Annotated in this window: 16 protein-coding genes; 9 read left to right on the top strand and 7 right to left on the bottom strand. The window is 61.6% G+C overall.

All coding sequences use genetic code 11. The features are described 5' to 3' along the window. Window positions 1-61 precede the first annotated feature (61 nt). The 4 genes from I3K84_RS19715 to I3K84_RS19700 are packed head-to-tail and all read left to right on the top strand — an operon-like array spanning window position 62 to window position 3029. Window positions 62-628 (top strand): GspH/FimT family pseudopilin, encoded by a 567-nt coding sequence (locus I3K84_RS19715; RefSeq protein WP_196995204.1) that lies wholly within the window; start codon window positions 62-64, stop codon window positions 626-628. Beyond that, window positions 607-1263 (top strand): type IV pilus modification protein PilV, encoded by a 657-nt coding sequence (gene pilV, locus I3K84_RS19710; protein ID WP_196995203.1) that lies wholly within the window; start codon window positions 607-609, stop codon window positions 1261-1263. The genes I3K84_RS19715 and pilV overlap by 22 nt, the downstream gene beginning before the upstream one ends. 12 nt (window positions 1264-1275) lie before the next feature. After that, complete coding sequence (locus I3K84_RS19705) at window positions 1276-2205, top strand: PilW family protein (RefSeq protein WP_231403370.1); 930 nt, start codon at window positions 1276-1278, stop codon at window positions 2203-2205. Further along, window positions 2205-3029: a PilX N-terminal domain-containing pilus assembly protein gene (locus I3K84_RS19700; RefSeq protein ID WP_231403369.1), complete on the top strand. Its 825-nt coding sequence runs from the start codon at window positions 2205-2207 to the stop codon at window positions 3027-3029. Before I3K84_RS19705 ends, I3K84_RS19700 begins: the two co-directional genes overlap by 1 nt. 3 nt (window positions 3030-3032) lie before the next feature. On the opposite strand, the gene I3K84_RS22475 is transcribed toward I3K84_RS19700, so the two are convergent. Continuing rightward, the gene (locus I3K84_RS22475) at window positions 3033-3161 is read right to left on the bottom strand and encodes a hypothetical protein (RefSeq protein WP_255352815.1); all 129 of its coding nucleotides are present in this window, start codon (window positions 3159-3161) and stop codon (window positions 3033-3035) included. Next, the gene (locus tag I3K84_RS19695) at window positions 3158-4120 is read right to left on the bottom strand and encodes an IS5 family transposase (RefSeq protein ID WP_011806097.1); all 963 of its coding nucleotides are present in this window, start codon (window positions 4118-4120) and stop codon (window positions 3158-3160) included. Before I3K84_RS19695 ends, I3K84_RS22475 begins: the two co-directional genes overlap by 4 nt. A gap of 159 nt (window positions 4121-4279) precedes the next feature. Here I3K84_RS19695 and I3K84_RS19690 point away from each other — a divergent pair, with 159 nt between their 5' ends. From I3K84_RS19690 to I3K84_RS19675, 4 genes are all read left to right on the top strand, one after another. After that, on the top strand, window positions 4280-7963 hold the full coding sequence (locus tag I3K84_RS19690) for a pilus assembly protein (RefSeq protein WP_196995202.1): 3684 nt from the start codon (window positions 4280-4282) through the stop codon (window positions 7961-7963). Window positions 7964-7973: 10 nt separating this feature from the next. Then, entirely contained in the window at window positions 7974-8426 is a 453-nt protein-coding gene (locus I3K84_RS19685; RefSeq protein ID WP_370567756.1) for a type IV pilin protein, read from the top strand. A gap of 52 nt (window positions 8427-8478) precedes the next feature. Beyond that, window positions 8479-9570, top strand: coding sequence for a bifunctional diaminohydroxyphosphoribosylaminopyrimidine deaminase/5-amino-6-(5-phosphoribosylamino)uracil reductase RibD (gene ribD / locus I3K84_RS19680; protein ID WP_370567755.1), 1092 nt, complete (start codon window positions 8479-8481; stop codon window positions 9568-9570). A 121-nt stretch (window positions 9571-9691) separates the two neighbouring features. Beyond that, entirely contained in the window at window positions 9692-11422 is a 1731-nt protein-coding gene (locus I3K84_RS19675) for a phosphatidylserine/phosphatidylglycerophosphate/cardiolipin synthase family protein (protein ID WP_196995200.1), read from the top strand. Here I3K84_RS19675 and I3K84_RS19670 read toward each other — a convergent pair. The 4 genes from I3K84_RS19670 to I3K84_RS19655 all read right to left on the bottom strand — a co-directional run bounded on the left by I3K84_RS19670 (window position 11382) and on the right by I3K84_RS19655 (window position 15782). After that, window positions 11382-12392 carry a tRNA-dihydrouridine synthase gene (locus I3K84_RS19670; RefSeq protein ID WP_196995199.1) on the bottom strand — a complete coding sequence of 337 codons (1011 nt, stop codon included), beginning with the start codon at window positions 12390-12392 and terminating at the stop codon, window positions 11382-11384. The two genes, I3K84_RS19675 and I3K84_RS19670, sit on opposite strands and share 41 nt — an antisense overlap. Before the next feature lie 95 nt (window positions 12393-12487). Beyond that, complete coding sequence (locus I3K84_RS19665) at window positions 12488-13660, bottom strand: class I SAM-dependent methyltransferase (RefSeq protein ID WP_196995198.1); 1173 nt, start codon at window positions 13658-13660, stop codon at window positions 12488-12490. A gap of 8 nt (window positions 13661-13668) precedes the next feature. Next, window positions 13669-14190 (bottom strand): GNAT family N-acetyltransferase, encoded by a 522-nt coding sequence (locus I3K84_RS19660; RefSeq protein WP_047349507.1) that lies wholly within the window; start codon window positions 14188-14190, stop codon window positions 13669-13671. 155 nt (window positions 14191-14345) lie between these two features. Further along, entirely contained in the window at window positions 14346-15782 is a 1437-nt protein-coding gene (locus tag I3K84_RS19655; protein WP_196995197.1) for a coniferyl aldehyde dehydrogenase, read from the bottom strand. 115 nt (window positions 15783-15897) lie between these two features. Here I3K84_RS19655 and I3K84_RS19650 point away from each other — a divergent pair, with 115 nt between their 5' ends. Next, window positions 15898-16302 (top strand): GFA family protein, encoded by a 405-nt coding sequence (locus tag I3K84_RS19650; protein WP_011806317.1) that lies wholly within the window; start codon window positions 15898-15900, stop codon window positions 16300-16302. 83 nt (window positions 16303-16385) lie between these two features. On the opposite strand, the gene I3K84_RS19645 is transcribed toward I3K84_RS19650, so the two are convergent. Next, on the bottom strand, window positions 16386-16691 hold the full coding sequence (locus I3K84_RS19645; RefSeq protein WP_047349461.1) for a hypothetical protein: 306 nt from the start codon (window positions 16689-16691) through the stop codon (window positions 16386-16388). Between the last annotated feature and the right edge of the window lie 50 nt (window positions 16692-16741).

The raw sequence follows: 16741 nt of genomic DNA, 5'->3' as shown, positions 1-16741 counted from the left end.
GGCAAATGTCACGAATAGCATCAGCAGCATGCAATCGTTGCACCTACCCTGCCCCTCGCACATGCCGCAGCATTCTGGTCATGGGACCTTGCAGCGTGGCTTCACTGTGATCGAGTTGATGGTCGCTGTAGCCATCCTGGCCGTCCTGGCCTCTTTGGCGGCGCCCAGTTTTATGCCGATTATCGAACGGTGGCGCGTGCGGCAAGCGGTGGAAGAACTGCAGTCCTCCATCTACTTTGCACGATCAGAGGCCATCAAGCGCAGTGGCGGCATCGTCATACAGAAAAGTGCTAACACCGCCCAATGCACAACAAGCGCCAAACAGGAGTGGGATTGCGGTTGGTTCGTGTGTGAAGACGCTAACAACAACGGCAAGTGCGACAACACCGAAGCTGTATTGCAGAGTTTCGACACGCCCTCAAGGGTTCAAGTCACGCGAACTGGCGGTGGCGAAACCATCCAGCTCAATCGCTGGGGTTTAGTGGATGGCACATGGCTTGGCTTCAGCCTAGTTCCGCTGAACAAATCAAATTCTGATCCGGCCGCACGCGGTGTCTGCATGAGCTCTGGCGGGCGGGTCAAGGTTATTCCCCCCGAGGACATTCCATGCTCCGCATCAAATTCGTAAGATCGTTCCACTTCCATCAACAACGAGGGATCACGCTGATCGAATCCCTCGTTGCCATCGTCATTGCGGCATTGGGCATTCTGGGTATCGTAGGCGTGCAAATGCGTACGCTGGCCGACACACAAACGACGGTGCGCCGCGCGCAGGCCATCCGCTTGATTGAAGATTTAGGCGAGCGCATGCGGGCCAGCCCCAATGCATTGTTGAATCTTGGGAACTACGAGTCAGGTTTCGGCGAAAAGGCGGGAGATCTATCAGCCTCTGACTGCGGTAAATCAGCGTGTGTCCCCGCCGAACAGGCGGGGTACGACCTGAAGCAATGGAAAACTACGGTAGAACAAGCCCTCCCAGGGGGACAGGCGAGCCTCTTTTTGACGCCAGGCGAAACCGTCGACGCAAACCGCAGACAACTGGGCGTGATCATCGCTTGGCGTGAAAACGAGCGAGACGGAACCAAGAACGACGCCATCGACGCTACCAAAGTCCGCGCCGCCGACGACACCTTTTCTGCGGGAACCGACGACGCCAATGCCTGCCCTGCGGAAAAAACCTGCCACCTGCAATACATCCCGGTGGCTGCGCGCTGTGCCCCCTATGCGGATGGCAGCGGCACGATGACGCTCTATTGCTCGTGAAGGAGGTGATGCGTGATCTCAAAAAAAACTAGCACTTCGCACCAACCTGATCAGCCTTTCCTCACAAAAAATAGCATTCCACCAAAAAGGGAGCGCGGCGTAACACTGCTGGAGCTCATGGTCGGCCTAGCTATCGGCTTATTGGTCGTCGCGGTCGCCATGGGTGCGTTGATGGCCTCTCGCGGAATTTCCGGCACGGTGAGCGATGCCAGCACCATTCAACAACAGGCGGCATTTACGCTCAGAATAATCAGCCAGCAACTGCGGCAGGCAGGCTCGCTGTATTTGAACCCCGATCCGATCGGAGGTGCCTCCACTGATGTGCTGAGTCCTGTGGTGTTTGAAATCAGTGCTACGGCGCAGGACAGCGGCAACAGTTTCGATCAAAACGACACACTGTCAGGCAGTGCCGACGCCCTCACAACAGGTTTTCGCCGGTACCCGGACACCGTTTTCAAAGCCGCCAATGCCACAGCCACCAGCGCAGGAACCGACTATCTGGCTCGCAACTGCGTGGGTGCGCCAGGTAACAGCAGCACTGATCAACGCGTTGAAAGCATCTTCACTCTTGATAGCACCAAGCACGAATTGAAATGCGCCGGAAATGGCGCAGCCTCACAGGCGATTACGCGCAACGTCGCGCAATTCCAAGTTAGCTATCTAGAGCAGACGGTAGCAGCCGGCACAGGTAGCAAGGTGCAGTACACAAAAGGCAGTGACATGCCCGCAAGTAGCGCCACTGACAGATGGCGGCGCGTGCAGGGCGTTCAGGTGTGCATGGTGCTCTACGGCAGTGAGACGATCAACATGCCGGCCGGAAGCAGCTACACCGACTGTACGGGCACGAGCGTAGACATGACCGCTCTTGCAGGAGAGCGCAGGAACCGCATGCATCTGCTCTTTCGTGCCACCTACCAGTTGCGCAGTCAAGGGTTGATCTGATGCCCTCCCGTTCCAAAATTCATTCAACAGCAACTATGTCTACCCGCTTGGGCTCAGCCGCGTCGCGCCGAATTCGCTATGGTGCCCACAAGCGCGATCTGCCGCGCCGGCAACGAGGCGTTGCACTTTTCGTGGTCATAGTGTTTGTCATGCTCTCGATGCTCTTGGCACTGTGGGCATCACGCACCTCACTGTTCAATGAAATGGTGGTGAGCAACGACGCTGACTACCAACGCGCATTTGAAGCAGCTCAAGCCTTGTTGCAAGACGCAGAACTCGACATTCGCGGCGAAATGGCTGATGGTTCGCCATGCAGTGCCCCCCCATGTCGGGGGTACTCCAGCGCACTGCAGTTCCCGGGCGACACCAACGAAATCAATCCCTTGATTACGAAACTTGAGGCGGAACCCACGCGCTGTAAAGATGGCCTGTGTGCGCGACGCGTCGGAAGACAGGACTTCTGGAATTACGAGAAGAGCTCGACCACAGTCACCCCTGCCGCAGATACCAGCCTGGGTGAAGTACCACTGACCGATCTCACGAAGGAGAGCGTAGGAGCCCGATATGGCCAGTTCACCGGTGCTGGTTTAGGCACCACGGACCAGCCCGCCAACCCCATCCTAGCTGACCGCACTGAAGGCCAAGGTGGGTGGTATTGGATCGAAATCCTGCGCTACAGCGAGAAGGCCAAGACCGCCAGCTTGATCGTGGACTCAAGCACCAACCAATTACCGTTGAATTTGGATGTGTACGTGGTCTATCGCATTACTGCAGTAGCCAAGGGAATCAAACCTAAGGATGCCCTGAATAACTCGAATGCGTAAGTGCTACAAGGTCACCGGTTTCAGATAGTGCGATGGATGGCGTTTAGCCTGGGTCTTCGCACCACTTTCCACGCCCTTGCGGGCCATCTGCACCGCCTTTGCGGCCATTTGCCTGATTTCAGGGGCACTCATCCCTGCGCCTCCAGCAATTGATGGCGCACCATCCAAAGATTGGACAGCGCAAACAGCGTCTTGAGCTGCAACGTGTTCTTCTTCAATCCCCGGTAGCGCACCTTGGTGTATCCAAACTGTCGTTTGATCACCCTGAAGGGATGCTCCACCTTGGCACGGATGCTCGCCTTGATCTTCTCCACTTGGTCTATCAGCGCGTCAACGGGGTTGTTCTCTTTGTCCAGCGCTCTGCGTTTGCCTGGGCGCATCGCGATGTGCCACCGCACTGCCTCCTTGGCATCCGGGCGCTTGTCGATACCTTGGTAGCCCGCATCACCAAACCCGTCTGTCTCCTGCCCGTGCAGCAAGCTGTTGCCCTCTACAACGTCGGCCACGTTACCCGAGGTGCCTATGACGGTATGCACGAGTCCCGAGTCCGCATCCACGCCGATATGGGCCTTCATGCCAAAGTGCCATTCGTTGCCCTTTTGGCTCGAATGCATCTCTGGATCGCGCTTTCTGTCCTTGTTCTTGGTAGAGCTAGGCGCTGCGATCAGTGTGGCATCGACCGCAGTGCCTGCCTTGAGCAGCAAGCCCTGGGCTGCCAGAAGCTCGTTGACAGTGGCCAGAATCTGCTCGGCCAGCTTGTGTTTCTCCAGCCGATGACGAAACCTCAGGATGGTGCTCTCGTCAGGCACCCTCCCATGGGCATCAAGACTTGCAAACTCCCGGTAGATCGGGGTGTCAAAGAAGGCCTCTTCCATCGCCAGATCTGACAGGGTGAACCACTGCTGCATGCAGTGGATGCGCAGCATGGTCTCCAGGGCAAAGGGTGGGCGGCCGTTCTTGCCTTCGGGGTAATAGGGCGCAATGAGTTCGACCAGAGCAGCCCAGGGAACCACCAAATCCATCTGGATCAGCAGTTCTTGCTTGCGGGTCTTTTTGGTGCTCAGTTTCAGGTCAAGGCTGCTTTGCTTCATGGGCGGGGAGGATGCCATGACTTCCTGGCTTCTAGCAGACTGCGTTCGGGGTTTTGCAGGATTTCCCTAACACTACCGTCGTGCTCCAGGAAACCTATGCACGTCAACGCACCAAAGATTGAGATCTCTTGCACTGACTCTACGCAGAAGGAGCACTTCATGCACCGCACTCAGAATTTCCCCCTTCAGAAAAATCTTTTGGCTATCGCTACTGGCTGCGCCCTGAGCCCTGCTTGGGCGCTGGAATTGGTGCAGGAACCACCGCTACCCACATCCAAATCTGCTTTTGTGGCACCAAACGTGATTATCTCGGTTGATGACTCAGGAAGTATGAATTGGGGCGTAAAAACCACCAGCGCTGGCTCTTCAGAAACTGGCAAAGGCTACACCGAACCTAAAGATGATGGAACGTGGGCGAGCGATGCCAAACGCATCAATGTCCTTAAGTTTGCTCTGCAAACTGTTTTCAGCAATAAGGAGCTGATACCAGAAAACAAATTGCGCATTGCATGGCAGGCAATGCACAATAATGGACAGTCCAGTGGCGCAGCCAGTGTTAATAGCGACAAGATGAACACCAATTCCATGCGCCCTATAGATGCCACTGTAGGAACTACGACTCACCGCACAAATTTCTTGGATTTTATCAGCAAGCTCAGCGCGAATAATGGGACCCCTTCCCATGAGATGTTCAGCAAGGCTGATGCTTACATGCGACGAACTCTTAGCAAAAACAGCCCTTGGTCCACTGATCCAGGGGGCACCGGAAGCAAAAGCACTGAGTATCTAGGTTGCCGTCGCAACTATCACATCATGATGACAGATGGGGTATGGAACAGCCTTGACGATTCCTATAAAAGCGGCGAACAAGATGGAAAAGACTGGATCGCGTTAAATGATCGAAAAGTTTACACCACCACCTCAGATCAAACCCGCGTTTATCGTGACAGTTTTTCCGATATGGTGGCCGACTGGGCTTTCAAAAGCTGGATGGAGCCTTTACAACCTTCGGGGAGTTTGAAGGATGCAGATAAGTTAAAACCCTCTAAAATCTATGAAGAAGCTCCCGCCACCGAAAGTTTTTCCGCAACAAGAGACAAATTCAAGAGTATTACAATTTCGGGGTCCAGCAAGCGCTCTAAGTGCGAAGCTATGCCGGGGACATGGGATTCTTATACAAATCTTTGCACAATAAAAGATGGCACCGAAACCAAGTCAATCACTCTTGAAAAATATTGGAACCCAAAATATAATCCTGCCACTTGGCCACACATGGTCACGTATACGATTGGCTTCAGTGAGCAAGCGACGAAATGGCAATTGAGCCCCAGCATTACGGCACCCGCAGAAAAAGTTCCATTTGCATACACCGATGGTTTCGTGGACTTAGTAACAGGCTGGGCACAATGGCCAGACTTGCTCTCCAGTAATCATCACAAGAGTGATTCGAACTCAGATCGCGCCCTGGATCTTTGGCATGCTGCCATCAATGGACGTGGTCGCTTTTACGCTGTAACGGAAGCGCAAGATCTTGCAAAGGCTTTCACCGAAATCATCGGCAAGATCAATGAAGAAAGTGCCCCCCTACCCGACGAAATTGCCGGCGGCGGCAGTACCAGCGGCTACAACGTTTCGCAGAACAACGCGGGAATTTTTGCGTCGGTCTACAGTCCAAAGAGAGGCTGGAGCGGTTTCATAACGGCAACGCGCGCAGTGGAACCAGAAGAATACTCATGCCCTACAAAAGATGACCCGACTCTCAAGTGCATCCGTTTTCCTGACACCACGGCGGGGTGGGAAGGCAAATCCACAGCAGAGCGGCTCGATGAGGCTTGGCCTGTGGATGGCTCGGTGGATACCAGGTTAGTTCTGAGTTGGAGTGACGACACAAATCGTGGCATTCCGTTCAAATGGAACAGCAGCACAGCGATCGGTTACAGCACAGCTCAGAAACTAGCACTGCTTGGCGTTACTTCGGGCGACACCACGCAGGATCCTTTGAAGACCGAGGGCATCAATCTCGTCAACTACATTCGCGGTGACCGCAGGCTGGAAGGAACCACGCCAGAAAGGCCGTTACGCGTGCGGTACAGCCGGCAAGGCGACATCGTCAATTCTGAGATCTGGTACACCGGCCGACCGTCCAGCAACTATGCGATGGGCTATTCATCCTTCGTTGCAGCCCAAAAAGATCGCACGCCCATTATTTATGTCGGCGGCAACGATGGCATGCTGCACGGGTTCTCGGCAACCGACGGCAAAGAGTTGATCGCGTATGTCCCTCGTGGCGTGGTGGGTGGATTAAAAGCCCTTGCTGACAAAGATTATCAGCATCGCTACTACGTCGATGGGTCACCCATGACCGGTGACATCAAGGACGGTGCTAATTGGAAAACCTTGCTAGTTGGCTCGCTGGGTGCCGGTGGTAAGGGATATTTTGTGCTGGACGTGACTAACCCAGCCAGTTTTGGCACTGCCGCCGCTGATCTCGTGCAATTGGACCGCACGCGTGGTAATAGCGAAGCCGCACCAAACTGCGGCGCGCTCTCGGGCGATGCAAAAACAGCCTGCGCGATAGCCGTAGAGGAGAGCAAAGACATTGGCAACATAGTCGCCAAGCCGGGCCGCAACCCCGCCAACCTGCAAGAAGCCACACAGATCACGCGCATGAACAATGGGCGGTGGGCGGTGGTGATGGGCAACGGGTACAACAGCACCAACCAGCGCCCGGTGCTGTTGGTCCAATACCTAGATGGCGACAAAAAGCTCATCCGTATCCAGGCCACAACCGACACGACTGGAACTGGCAACGCTATTGACAACGGTCTGGCATCGCCAGCTTTGGTCGATCTGGACGGCGATGGCAAGACCGATGTGGTTTATGCCGGCGACAACTTAGGTAACCTTTGGAAGTTTGACGTGACCAGCGCTACCGAGAGCGATTGGAGCGTTGCCTTCGGTAATAACCAGCCACTCTTTACCGCCCGCGGCCCCGCCACCAACAATACCGGCAGCCCTCGCAACACGGTGCAACCGATCACCGCTCCCCCGATTGTCCGCCCCAACGACCGCGCCATGACCGTGGGCACCGGCACCAGTGCCAAGACAGTTCCGGTGGGAGGAATTATGGTTGCCTTCGGTACGGGCCGAAACCTCACATCGAACGATCGGCGCACTGATATTACGCAGCCTGTGCAAACGCTGTATTCCGTACTGGATAACACGCGCTATCGCTTGAAGACGGACAAAAGTTCGCTAGAGGTTCACCCCGGCGATGGTGATGGCGTGCCCACACCTGCCCCTGTCAACAAGCCCCTTGCCAAGCAAACCATCACGACAGTGGACGGGGATTTTGGCACCGTAACGGCCACGCAAGAATTGAAGAAAGAAACTTGGAAGGACTATGGGGGTTGGTACCTCGACTTGCCATTCAGTGGCGAGCGACTGCTGAAACCCCTGCAATTTTTTGACGGCAGCAATATTCTCGCTGTCTACAGCGAATCACCTGCTGGCACCAAAAACAGCGAAAGCGACAACATTAATGAAAGCTGTGTGCCGGTCAAAGTAGACACTAGTGCAGGAAGTCAGTTCCGCACACTGATCAACATCATGGATGGCAAACGCCCGTCGGTTCAGCTAGTGGACTATGACAACAATGGCATCTACAACTCCGGCGACAAGAACGTGGCACGGGCAGCCGTGAAGACTGGCACGCCGGTTCTGATCACAAAACGCGATCGCATCACAGACCTGACTGGGGGAGGTCTTGGCTCAGGCAAGAACGACAATTTGAACCGTATGCCAGAGCAATCGTTGCGCCCAAGCTGGCGCCAACTCAAATAAGAGGTAATTGATGATGCGGCAAATAACCAAGCAGAGAGGATTCACTCTCATCGAACTAATGATCGTGGTGGCGATCGTCGGCATTCTCTCTGCAATTGCTTACCCCAGCTACACCGAATACGTGCGACGCGGCCACCGCGCCGATGCGCGAGCGGGGCTGCTTCAGGCTCAGCAATGGCTAGAGCGAGCGGCCACCGCCACCGGTGTCTACCCCACCGTTCTACCCAACCCACTCCAATGGCACCTGGCCGATGGGACACCTGATCCAACGAAGCGCTATGTCATTGGTTTTGCCAACGGAAATACAAATTCAGCTTTCACACTGACCGCGACCCCTAAGAATCCTGGGCCACAAGCCAGCGACAAATGCGGCACATACACCCTCAGCAATACCGGCGTGCGAGGAGCCGCCGGCAAGAAGTCCGGAGAGAGCGGCTACGACCCCGACTGCTGGGGCAAATAAATTCAGCCCAGGGCGCTACCATCGCGGCGCCATGACTGAGATTTCCCCCTACATGAACCAAGCGCTTGGGCTCGCCGCCCAGGCGCTTTTTCTTTCCAATCCCAACCCCCGCGTGGGATGCGTCATCACCGACGTTAACGGCAACATGCTGGGCCAGGGCTTTACCCAGCGCGCAGGGGCACCCCATGCCGAGGTGATGGCTTTGCGTGACGCAGCCGCGCGGGGATGCGACGTGCGCGGCGCCACCGCATACGTCACGCTGGAGCCGTGCGCACACCAGGGGCGCACCGGCCCCTGTTGCGATGCGCTCATTCAGGCCGGCATTGCACACGTAGTGGCATCCATCGCCGACCCCAATCCGCTGGTGGCGGGTCAAGGGTTCGCGCGGCTGAGGGCTGCGGGAGTGCAGGTGGAGGTGGGCCCCGGCGGTACGCAATCGCGCGAACTGAATATCGGCTTCTTCAGCCGCATGGTGCGCGGCATCCCCTGGGTGCGCATGAAGGCCGCGGCCTCGCTCGATGGCGTGACCGCATTGGCCAATGGCACCAGCCAATGGATCACATCCCCGGCGGCCCGTGCCGACGGGCATGCCTGGCGTGCCCGCGCCTGCGCCGTGTTGACAGGCATCGGTACCGTGTTGGCGGATGATCCGCGCCTGGATGTGCGGGAGATCGCTACCCCACGCCAGCCGCATCTGGTGATTGTCGACAGCCTGCTGCAGACGCCTGCGAATGCCCGGCTGTTCGACGTTGCCGACCGGCGTGTACTGATCTACACCGCCCGGCCAGATGCCGCTGGCGCCGCGGCGCTGCGGGCACGCGGCGCCACGATCACCGAACTGCCCAATGACCAGGGCAAGGTGGATCTGCCCGCCCTGCTGCGCGACCTGGCCCGCGAAGGCGTGAATGAACTGCACCTGGAGGCCGGTCACAAGCTCAACGGCTCCTTCCTGCGGGAAGGGCTCGTGGATGAGTTGCTGCTCTATCTGGCCCCGCTCATGCTAGGCCAGGGAGCCCAGGGCCTGTCCAACTGGGGGCCGTTGCAGACGCTGGCCGACGGGATTCCGATGCAATTCCAAACCGTGCAGCAGGTGGGGCCCGATCTACGGGTGGCGGCCCGCATCGCGGGGCGCGCGGACTTCTGAATTCCCCCTGCGCAGTCCAGGCGATGCGCCACACGCCCGCGTGCTTGCATGCCGTTGTCCGACAGTCGCGCTGCCGAGTTTCGCGCTATACCCCTGTCGTCACCTCACCTTATTGCGTTCGATGTCCTTCATAGACCTGCTCCGCCACCTTCGCCATCGCACCTGGTCGCGCTGGCCGATCATGGCTTTGCTGGTCCTGTCCTTCGGCGGTTGCGGTGGGTTGCCCAAGGATGTGGACCGGCCCGTGTCCATGGCGTTGGACACGGCGGGCGAGCCTACGGAGTTAGCCACCATAGTGCAACAGCTGCGCCAGAAGGCAGGCGCCCGCCATGCGTCAGGATTCTCCCTCTTGAGCGGCCCGCAGGAGGCCTATGGCAGCCGGCTCGCGCTGGTGCAGTCGGCCCAAAAGACGTTGGACCTGCAGTACTACGCCATCCATGCCGATGCCAGTTCCGCGCACCTGCTGCGCAGCGTGGTGAACGCAGCGCGGCGCGGCGTACGCGTGCGCATCCTGCTCGACGACTTCCACAGCACGGGGCGCAACGCGCTGGTCATGCGCATGGCGTTCGAGCCCAACATCGAGATGCGCATGTTCAACCCGGTGGCGGGCCCCCGCGCATCGTTCCTGGGCCGGATGTGGGGCGCGGTCAGCGATTTTTCGCGTGTGCAGCAGCGCATGCACAACAAGCTGTTCCTGGCCGACAACATGATGGGCGTGACCGGAGGGCGCAATCTGGGCGACGCGTACTTCGGCAAGGCAGAGGCCGAGAATTTTGTTGACCTGGACGTGCTGGCCGTCGGCCCCATCGTGGCCGACATGTCGCGCAGTTTTGACAGCTACTGGAACAACCCGCGCGCCTATCCCGTGCAGTCGCTCGTCAGCCGAGAAGAGCTGGACCGTTTGCGTGCGCAGGTGCGCAGCAGTGGCGAGAAGGCAGGCGCGCAAGCCGGCTCGCCCGGCTCCACCACCCCTGCAGACCGCCCCAGCGCCTCATCGCCCCAGTGGGACACGCAGCCCATGGACCTGCGCACCGTCGATTTCATATGGGCGCCCGCCGCCATGCTGGTGGACGAGCCGACCAAGATTCCGCTGGAGGGTGACGAACCGCCACCATCGGCCGCGATACGCGCGGGCACAACGCCGGGCGCCCATCCGGAAGCCAGCGACACGCCCCAGGCACCGCCGGCGCCCGCAGCGCCCGTGTCCAGCGGGGACACGGTGGTGGACGGGCTGCTCACCCTCATGGACCGTACACGGCGCGAGCTGCTCATCATCTCACCCTACTTCGTTCCAGGCGACGACATGAAGCGCGCCTTTGCACGAGCGCGCCAGCGCGGCGTGCGTGTGCGGTTGCTCACCAATTCGCTAGCGTCCAATGACGCGCCCATTGCCCACGTGGGCTATGCCCGCCACCGCAAAGACCTGTTGGCCATGGGTGTGGAGCTGTACGAACTGCGCAGCGAGCAGGCCGGCCTGCGCTCGGCCTTTGGCAGTTCGGGCGCCAGCGCGGCGGGGGCTTCGCGCTCCATGCTGCATTCGAAGGTCATGGTCGTGGACGGCCGCATGGTGGTGGTCGGCTCCATGAACCTGGATCTGCGCTCCCAGTTGCACAACACCGAGATCGCCCTGCTGATTCGCAGCCGCGCCCTGGCCGCCGAAGCTGCGCAGCAAATCGACACCGCCATGCGCGAGGGGGCGTGGCACCTGCAACGCAGCGCCGACGGTGACCTGGTCTGGCGCGCGCCGCAGGGCAGCGGCCTGGAGGATGCGCACACCGACCCCGACAGCAGCCTGGCCTTGCGGCTGTTGCTCAAGCTGCTGGGGCCGCTGGCGCCCGACCACCTGCTGTGACAGATGCCCCAGCGCAGACGCGCGCCACCCACGCGGTAATGGCCTGCTGGTCGGTCATCACGCGCACCTCGTCGAACGCGGCCTGCGCCTGCGGGTAACGGCGGCGCAGCAGGTTCAGCCACTGCTTGAGCCGGCCGGCGCGCTGGCGCGGCTCCAGGTCTTCGCACACCAGATGCCAGAAGCGCGCCATGTGCGGCAGCAGGTCTTCCCAGGGCAGGCCCTGTGCAGGCGCACCGCGGTCGTGCGCGCGGATAGACAGTGCCAGGCCCGGGTCTGCCACGATGCCGCGGCCCAGCATAAGAGCGTCGCAGCCCGACACGCTGCGGCACCGCAGCGCGTCCTGCACGGTCCAGATCTCGCCGTTGGCCACCACCGGAATGCCCACCGCCTCGCGAATCGCGGGGATCTGCTCCCAGTACGCGGGCGGGCGGTAGCCGTCGGCCTTCGTGCGCGCATGCACCACCAGCTCGCAGGCGCCGCCGCGTGCCATGGCCTGCGCGCATTCACGCGCCAGGCCTGCATCGTCGTAGCCCAGGCGCATCTTGGCGGACACCGGTACATGCGCGGGCACGGCGCGGCGCACCGCCTCCACCACCGCCGCGATGCGCTCGGGCTCGCGCAACAGGGCCGCGCCACCCCCATGGCGGTTCACCGTCTTGGCGGGGCAACCGAAATTCAGGTCAATGCCTTCCGGACCCAGCTCTGCCAGCCGGGCCGCGTTCTCGGCCATGCTGACCGGGTCCGATCCCAGCAGCTGCGCCCGCACGGGCACCCCTGCCAGCGTGCGGCCGCCGTGGTTCAGCTCGGGTATGGAACGCAGGAACACCTTGTCCGGCAGCAGGCTGCCGGTGACGCGGATGAACTCGGACACACAGCGGTCCACCCCGCCCACCCGTGTGAGCACGTCGCGCAGCACGAAGTCGAGCAGCCCTTCCATGGGGGCGAGCAGCAGTGGTGCGGGCGTGCTCATCAGCAGTTTATGGGTCAAACAAGCCTCTAGCGCTTACTGTTCAAGCGCTGTAAGCTATAAAAACAGGAGCGTCATACCGCCCGAGCGCATGCGATTCAGGACTGTTGCGTCGGACTCGCCAAACCCAGGCGCCACAGCGACGTGACCTCGGCCGCGCGCGCGCCGGCCAGTGCATCGCCACCGGCGGTGGCCTTGGCGTGGCGCGGGCGGATGTCGTGGCGGCCCAGCACCCGCAACCCCGCGGCGCCAATCCAGCCCAGCAGTGCATCGCGGGTGCGCAGGCGCAAATGCTCCGCCAGATCCGACAGGATGAGCCATCCCTCGCCGTGCGGCGCCAGGTGCGCAGGCAGCCCCGTCAGAAAACCACGCAGCATGCGACTGTCTTCGTCATACACCGCGCGCTCGATGGGCGCGCTGGCCTTGGCCGGCAGCCAGGGCGGGTTGCAGACGATGAGTGGCGCCCGCCCGAAGGTGGTCGCGGGCGGGAACAGATCGGTCTGCAGCAGCTGCACGCGGTCCTCCAGGCCCAGCCGCGTCAGGTTGTCCCGCGCGCAGGCCAGGGCACGCGGGTCCAACTCGGTCGCCACCACGCGGGCCACGCCACGCCGTGCCAGCACCGCGGCCAGCACGCCGGTGCCGGTGCCAATCTCGAAAGCGAGCGCATCCGCGCCCGGCGGCAGCGGGGCCTGGGCGACCAGGTCCACATACTCGCCCCGCACGGGCGAAAACACGCCGTAATGCGGGTAAATGCGTGCACCCAGAGCGGGCACATCCACGCCCTTGCGGCGCCATTCGTGCGCCCCCACGGCGCCCAGCAACTCGCGCAGCGAGACAATGGTGGACTCATGCAGCGCCGGGCCCCAGGCCTCGGCGCAGGCCGCGCGCCAGTCGGGCGCGCGGCGCAGGGCGATGCCCCAGTCGGGCTGCAGCTCGATCAGCAGCAGCCCCAGCAGGCGGGCGCGCTGTGCCTGCGCCTGGCGATGTAGATGAAAGGCGTGCGGGAACTCCGCCGCGGGCACGGCGCTGTTCCGACCGCCTTTGCCGCTCTTGCGCGGACGTTCGATACGGCGCTTGAGCGCGTCCAGCAGATGGCGCGCGTTCTGAAAGTCGCCGCGCCACAGCAGGCCCGTGCCTTCGCATACCAGGCGATAGGCCGCATCGGCAGCCAGCGTGTCGTCAGCCAACACCACCCGGCGCGGCGCGCTGGCGCCGCTTTCGGAGCGCCACGGCGCGCTGCGGTCCTCGCCGTGTTCGCTCCAATGGATCATGGCGGGGCTCAGTTGATCGGGCGCTTGAGGCGCACTTCCTCGATCTTCACGCCGCCGACCACAGCGGTCTTGGCGGTCGTCATCTCGCGCTTGAAGCCGGCAAGTTCATGAAAGCGCAGGGCACGCTCATTGCGCAGCGGCACCCAGGCCGTCACGGTGGTGCAGCCCTCTTCGTGCAGGCCCTCGCGCGCGGCGTCCCACAGGGCCACGCCCACACCCTTGTTCCAATGCGAGGGGGCCGCGTAGATGGCCCAGATTTCACCGGTGGTGTTGCGCGTCTTTTCATCACGCGAGCGGTCGAAGCCGACGAAACCGACGATCTTGTCGCCGTCCACGGCCACCTGGACCTGGGGCTCGCAATACTCGATCGCCTCGCGCCAGTAGGCTTGGCGCTTCTCGACGGACGACATGGACTTCAACTGATCGTCAGGCAGCAGCCCTCGGTAAGCTTCCAACGCGGCGGAGGTATGAACCTGGGCAATGGCTTTGGCATCGCGAAGGGTGGCGGGACGAACCTGGATACTGGACATGGGAAAACGAAAGCAGGTGAAAAGCGAAAAACCCAGCATTTTCGCGCAAATGCCGCTTCGCCTCTCATGCCCCGCAGTTTCCACCTTGCCAACCCCGCCATTGCACGCAAACGCGGCCATCTGTGGCATAGCGCACATGCCACGGCCACGCCGCGCTACATCAGGCGGCGCAGCAGCGCCATCACCTGGTCGAAACGCGCGCCATAGGGCGGGTATAGCAGGTGTCCCAGCGACCAGCGCGACTGCGCCAGCACCGACTTCTGGTGGCAAAAGCGCAGAAAGCCCGCCTCGCCATGGTAGGCGCCCCAGCCGCTGTCACCCACGCCGCCAAAAGGCAGCGCGTCGTGCGCGATGTGCATCAGCGTGTCGTTCACCGAGACGCCGCCGCTCACGGTGCGCCGCAGCACATCGTCGCGCACCGCCTCGCTGCGCCCGAACCAATACAGCGCCAACGGACGCGGGTGCGCGTTGATGTGGGCAATGGCATCGTCCAGGCGCTCGTAGCTGAGCACGGGCAGCACGGGCCCGAAGATCTCTTCCTGCATGAGCTGCATGTTCGGGCTGGCACCGAACACCAGCGTTGGCGCCATCTGCCGCCCTACCCCGTCGCCGATACCCGGAGGCGGTGGCGGGGGTGCGCCCGGCACGGGATGCAGCACGTGTACCTCCGCCCCTTGCGTCTGGGCCTGCTGCAGCATGGTGCGCAGCCGTGCGAGGTGGCGCGTGCTGATGATGGAGGCGTAGTCCGGGTTGCCCTCGAAGTACGGAAACAGCCGCGCCACCGCCACGCGGAACGCCTCGGCAAAGGCCGCCTCGTTGCCACGCGGCAGCAGCACGTAGTCGGGTGCAATGCAGGTCTGGCCCGCGTTGAGCAGCTTGCCATGGGCGATCTTGAGCGCGGCCTCCTGCATGTCGCAGTCCGCATCGATGATGCACGGCGACTTGCCGCCCAGCTCCAGCGTGGTCGGCGTGAGATTGGCGGCCGCCGCCTGCGCCACCTTGCGCCCCACGGCGGTGGAGCCGGTGAACACCAGATGGTCGAACGGCAGCGATGCCACGAGCGCGGCCGTGGCCGCGTCGCCCTGCACCACGCAGAACTCTTCGGGTGCGAAGAACTGCGCCACCAGAGCGGCCAGTTGGGCGGACGTGTGGGGCGTGAGCTCACTCGGCTTGAGCATCACCCGGTTGCCCGCGGCCAGCGCACCAATGGCCGGCCCCAGCGCCAGCTGCACCGGGTAGTTCCACGGCGAGATGATGCCCACCACGCCCAGCGGCTGGCGCTCGATCCAGCCGCGTGCGGGCTGTAGGAACAGCGGCGTGCGCACCTTGGTGCGCCGACTCCAGCGCGCCAGATGCCTGAGCGTGTGCCCCAGTTCCGCGCGCAGCACGAAGAGGTCGGCCACCTCCGTCAGGCGCTGTGAGCGCATGCCAAAGTCCGCCTGCACCGCCGCTGCCAGCACCGGCCCATGTTCGTCCAGCATCTTGGACAGCCGCAGCAAGCGCTCTCGACGCACCATCAAGGGCACATCGGGGTGGGCGCGGCTGGCTTGGCGCTGGAGGTCGAACAGGTGGCGGATGTCATCAGGGCTCATGCCGTGCATGATAGGGCTCGCCACCCCACCGCCAGACCGAGCCGCGCGTGACATTGTGTTGCCGCCCTGCCCCCGTAAGATGCGCCCCTGCCCTCCCGCTTGAAAGGAACACGAGATGAACGGTCATTGTCTTTGCGGCGCAGTCCACTTCACGTCCCCCGCGGCCAAGGAAATCGGCGCCTGCCATTGCGGCTTCTGCCGCCGCTGGGGTGGCGGGCCGCTGCTGGCCGTGCATTGCGGGCCGGAGGTGGAGTTCACGGGTGAGGAGCATATCGGCGTGTATGCGTCCTCTGATTGGGCACAGCGGGCCTTCTGCACGCGCTGCGGAACACACCTGTACTACAAGCTGCTGGCGACGGGCGAATATTTCATTCCCGCCGGGGCCTTCGAGACGCAGGACTTCGAACTGGCCAGCCAGATCTACATCGACAAGAAGCCCGCGTACTACGCCTTCGCGAACCAGACGCCGACGCTCACCGAGCAACAGGTGATCGCGCAATACGGGCCGCCCAACGGCTGAATGCGCGGGGCAAAGAGTGTTATAGCCTTTTAAGCCTCCAGCGCTTATCCAGCAAGCGCAAGCAGCTCATTTTTCAATAGCAATCAATGCACTTCGCGCGGCACGACGTCGGTGACGTCCGTGCTGCGCTGCGGGGCATGCGCCGTCGGGCCGGGCGCCGTCCAGCGCGCCGTGCTGCGGTACACGGTGCTCCACCCCTCGCGCGGGTTCATGCGCATGGCCCAGGGCATGACCGGGCGGCCCGTGAGGCGCGCCCACACGGCGCGTGCGCCCCACACGAGTGCCAGAACGGCGGCTGCGGCCAGCAGACTCAGGAAAAAAAGTGCACCCATGGCGACGACCACGAGCTGCAACGTCCACCGGATCGCGCCGGCCACAATGTCGTTCAAACCATGCCCCTTTCTGGCAGATGAGGGCGCGGGAAAGGCCCGCGCCCTCG

The sequence above is a fragment of the Diaphorobacter sp. JS3051 genome, from assembly GCF_015832135.1.
Lineage (GTDB): Bacteria > Pseudomonadota > Gammaproteobacteria > Burkholderiales > Burkholderiaceae_C > Diaphorobacter > Diaphorobacter nitroreducens.
This window is presented reverse-complemented; position numbering and strand designations above follow the sequence as displayed.

What these genes read in the sequence shown, in the direction of transcription:
- I3K84_RS19655 (WP_196995197.1), bottom strand. Translation starts at nt 15,782, where the DNA reads ATGAGCCCTGATGACATCCGCCACCTGTTCGACCTCCAGCGCCAAGCC.
- I3K84_RS19695 (WP_011806097.1), bottom strand. Translation starts at nt 4,120, where the DNA reads ATGAAGCAAAGCAGCCTTGACCTGAAACTGAGCACCAAAAAGACCCGC.
- pilV (WP_196995203.1), top strand. Translation starts at nt 607, where the DNA reads ATGCTCCGCATCAAATTCGTAAGATCGTTCCACTTCCATCAACAACGA.
- I3K84_RS19675 (WP_196995200.1), top strand. Translation starts at nt 9,692, where the DNA reads ATGTCCTTCATAGACCTGCTCCGCCACCTTCGCCATCGCACCTGGTCG.
- I3K84_RS19665 (WP_196995198.1), bottom strand. Translation starts at nt 13,660, where the DNA reads ATGATCCATTGGAGCGAACACGGCGAGGACCGCAGCGCGCCGTGGCGC.
- ribD (WP_370567755.1), top strand. Translation starts at nt 8,479, where the DNA reads ATGAACCAAGCGCTTGGGCTCGCCGCCCAGGCGCTTTTTCTTTCCAAT.
- I3K84_RS19700 (WP_231403369.1), top strand. Translation starts at nt 2,205, where the DNA reads ATGCCCTCCCGTTCCAAAATTCATTCAACAGCAACTATGTCTACCCGC.
- I3K84_RS19715 (WP_196995204.1), top strand. Translation starts at nt 62, where the DNA reads ATGCCGCAGCATTCTGGTCATGGGACCTTGCAGCGTGGCTTCACTGTG.
- I3K84_RS19685 (WP_370567756.1), top strand. Translation starts at nt 7,974, where the DNA reads ATGATGCGGCAAATAACCAAGCAGAGAGGATTCACTCTCATCGAACTA.
- I3K84_RS19690 (WP_196995202.1), top strand. Translation starts at nt 4,280, where the DNA reads ATGCACCGCACTCAGAATTTCCCCCTTCAGAAAAATCTTTTGGCTATC.
- I3K84_RS22475 (WP_255352815.1), bottom strand. Translation starts at nt 3,161, where the DNA reads ATGAGTGCCCCTGAAATCAGGCAAATGGCCGCAAAGGCGGTGCAGATG.
- I3K84_RS19650 (WP_011806317.1), top strand. Translation starts at nt 15,898, where the DNA reads ATGAACGGTCATTGTCTTTGCGGCGCAGTCCACTTCACGTCCCCCGCG.
- I3K84_RS19660 (WP_047349507.1), bottom strand. Translation starts at nt 14,190, where the DNA reads ATGTCCAGTATCCAGGTTCGTCCCGCCACCCTTCGCGATGCCAAAGCC.
- I3K84_RS19670 (WP_196995199.1), bottom strand. Translation starts at nt 12,392, where the DNA reads ATGAGCACGCCCGCACCACTGCTGCTCGCCCCCATGGAAGGGCTGCTC.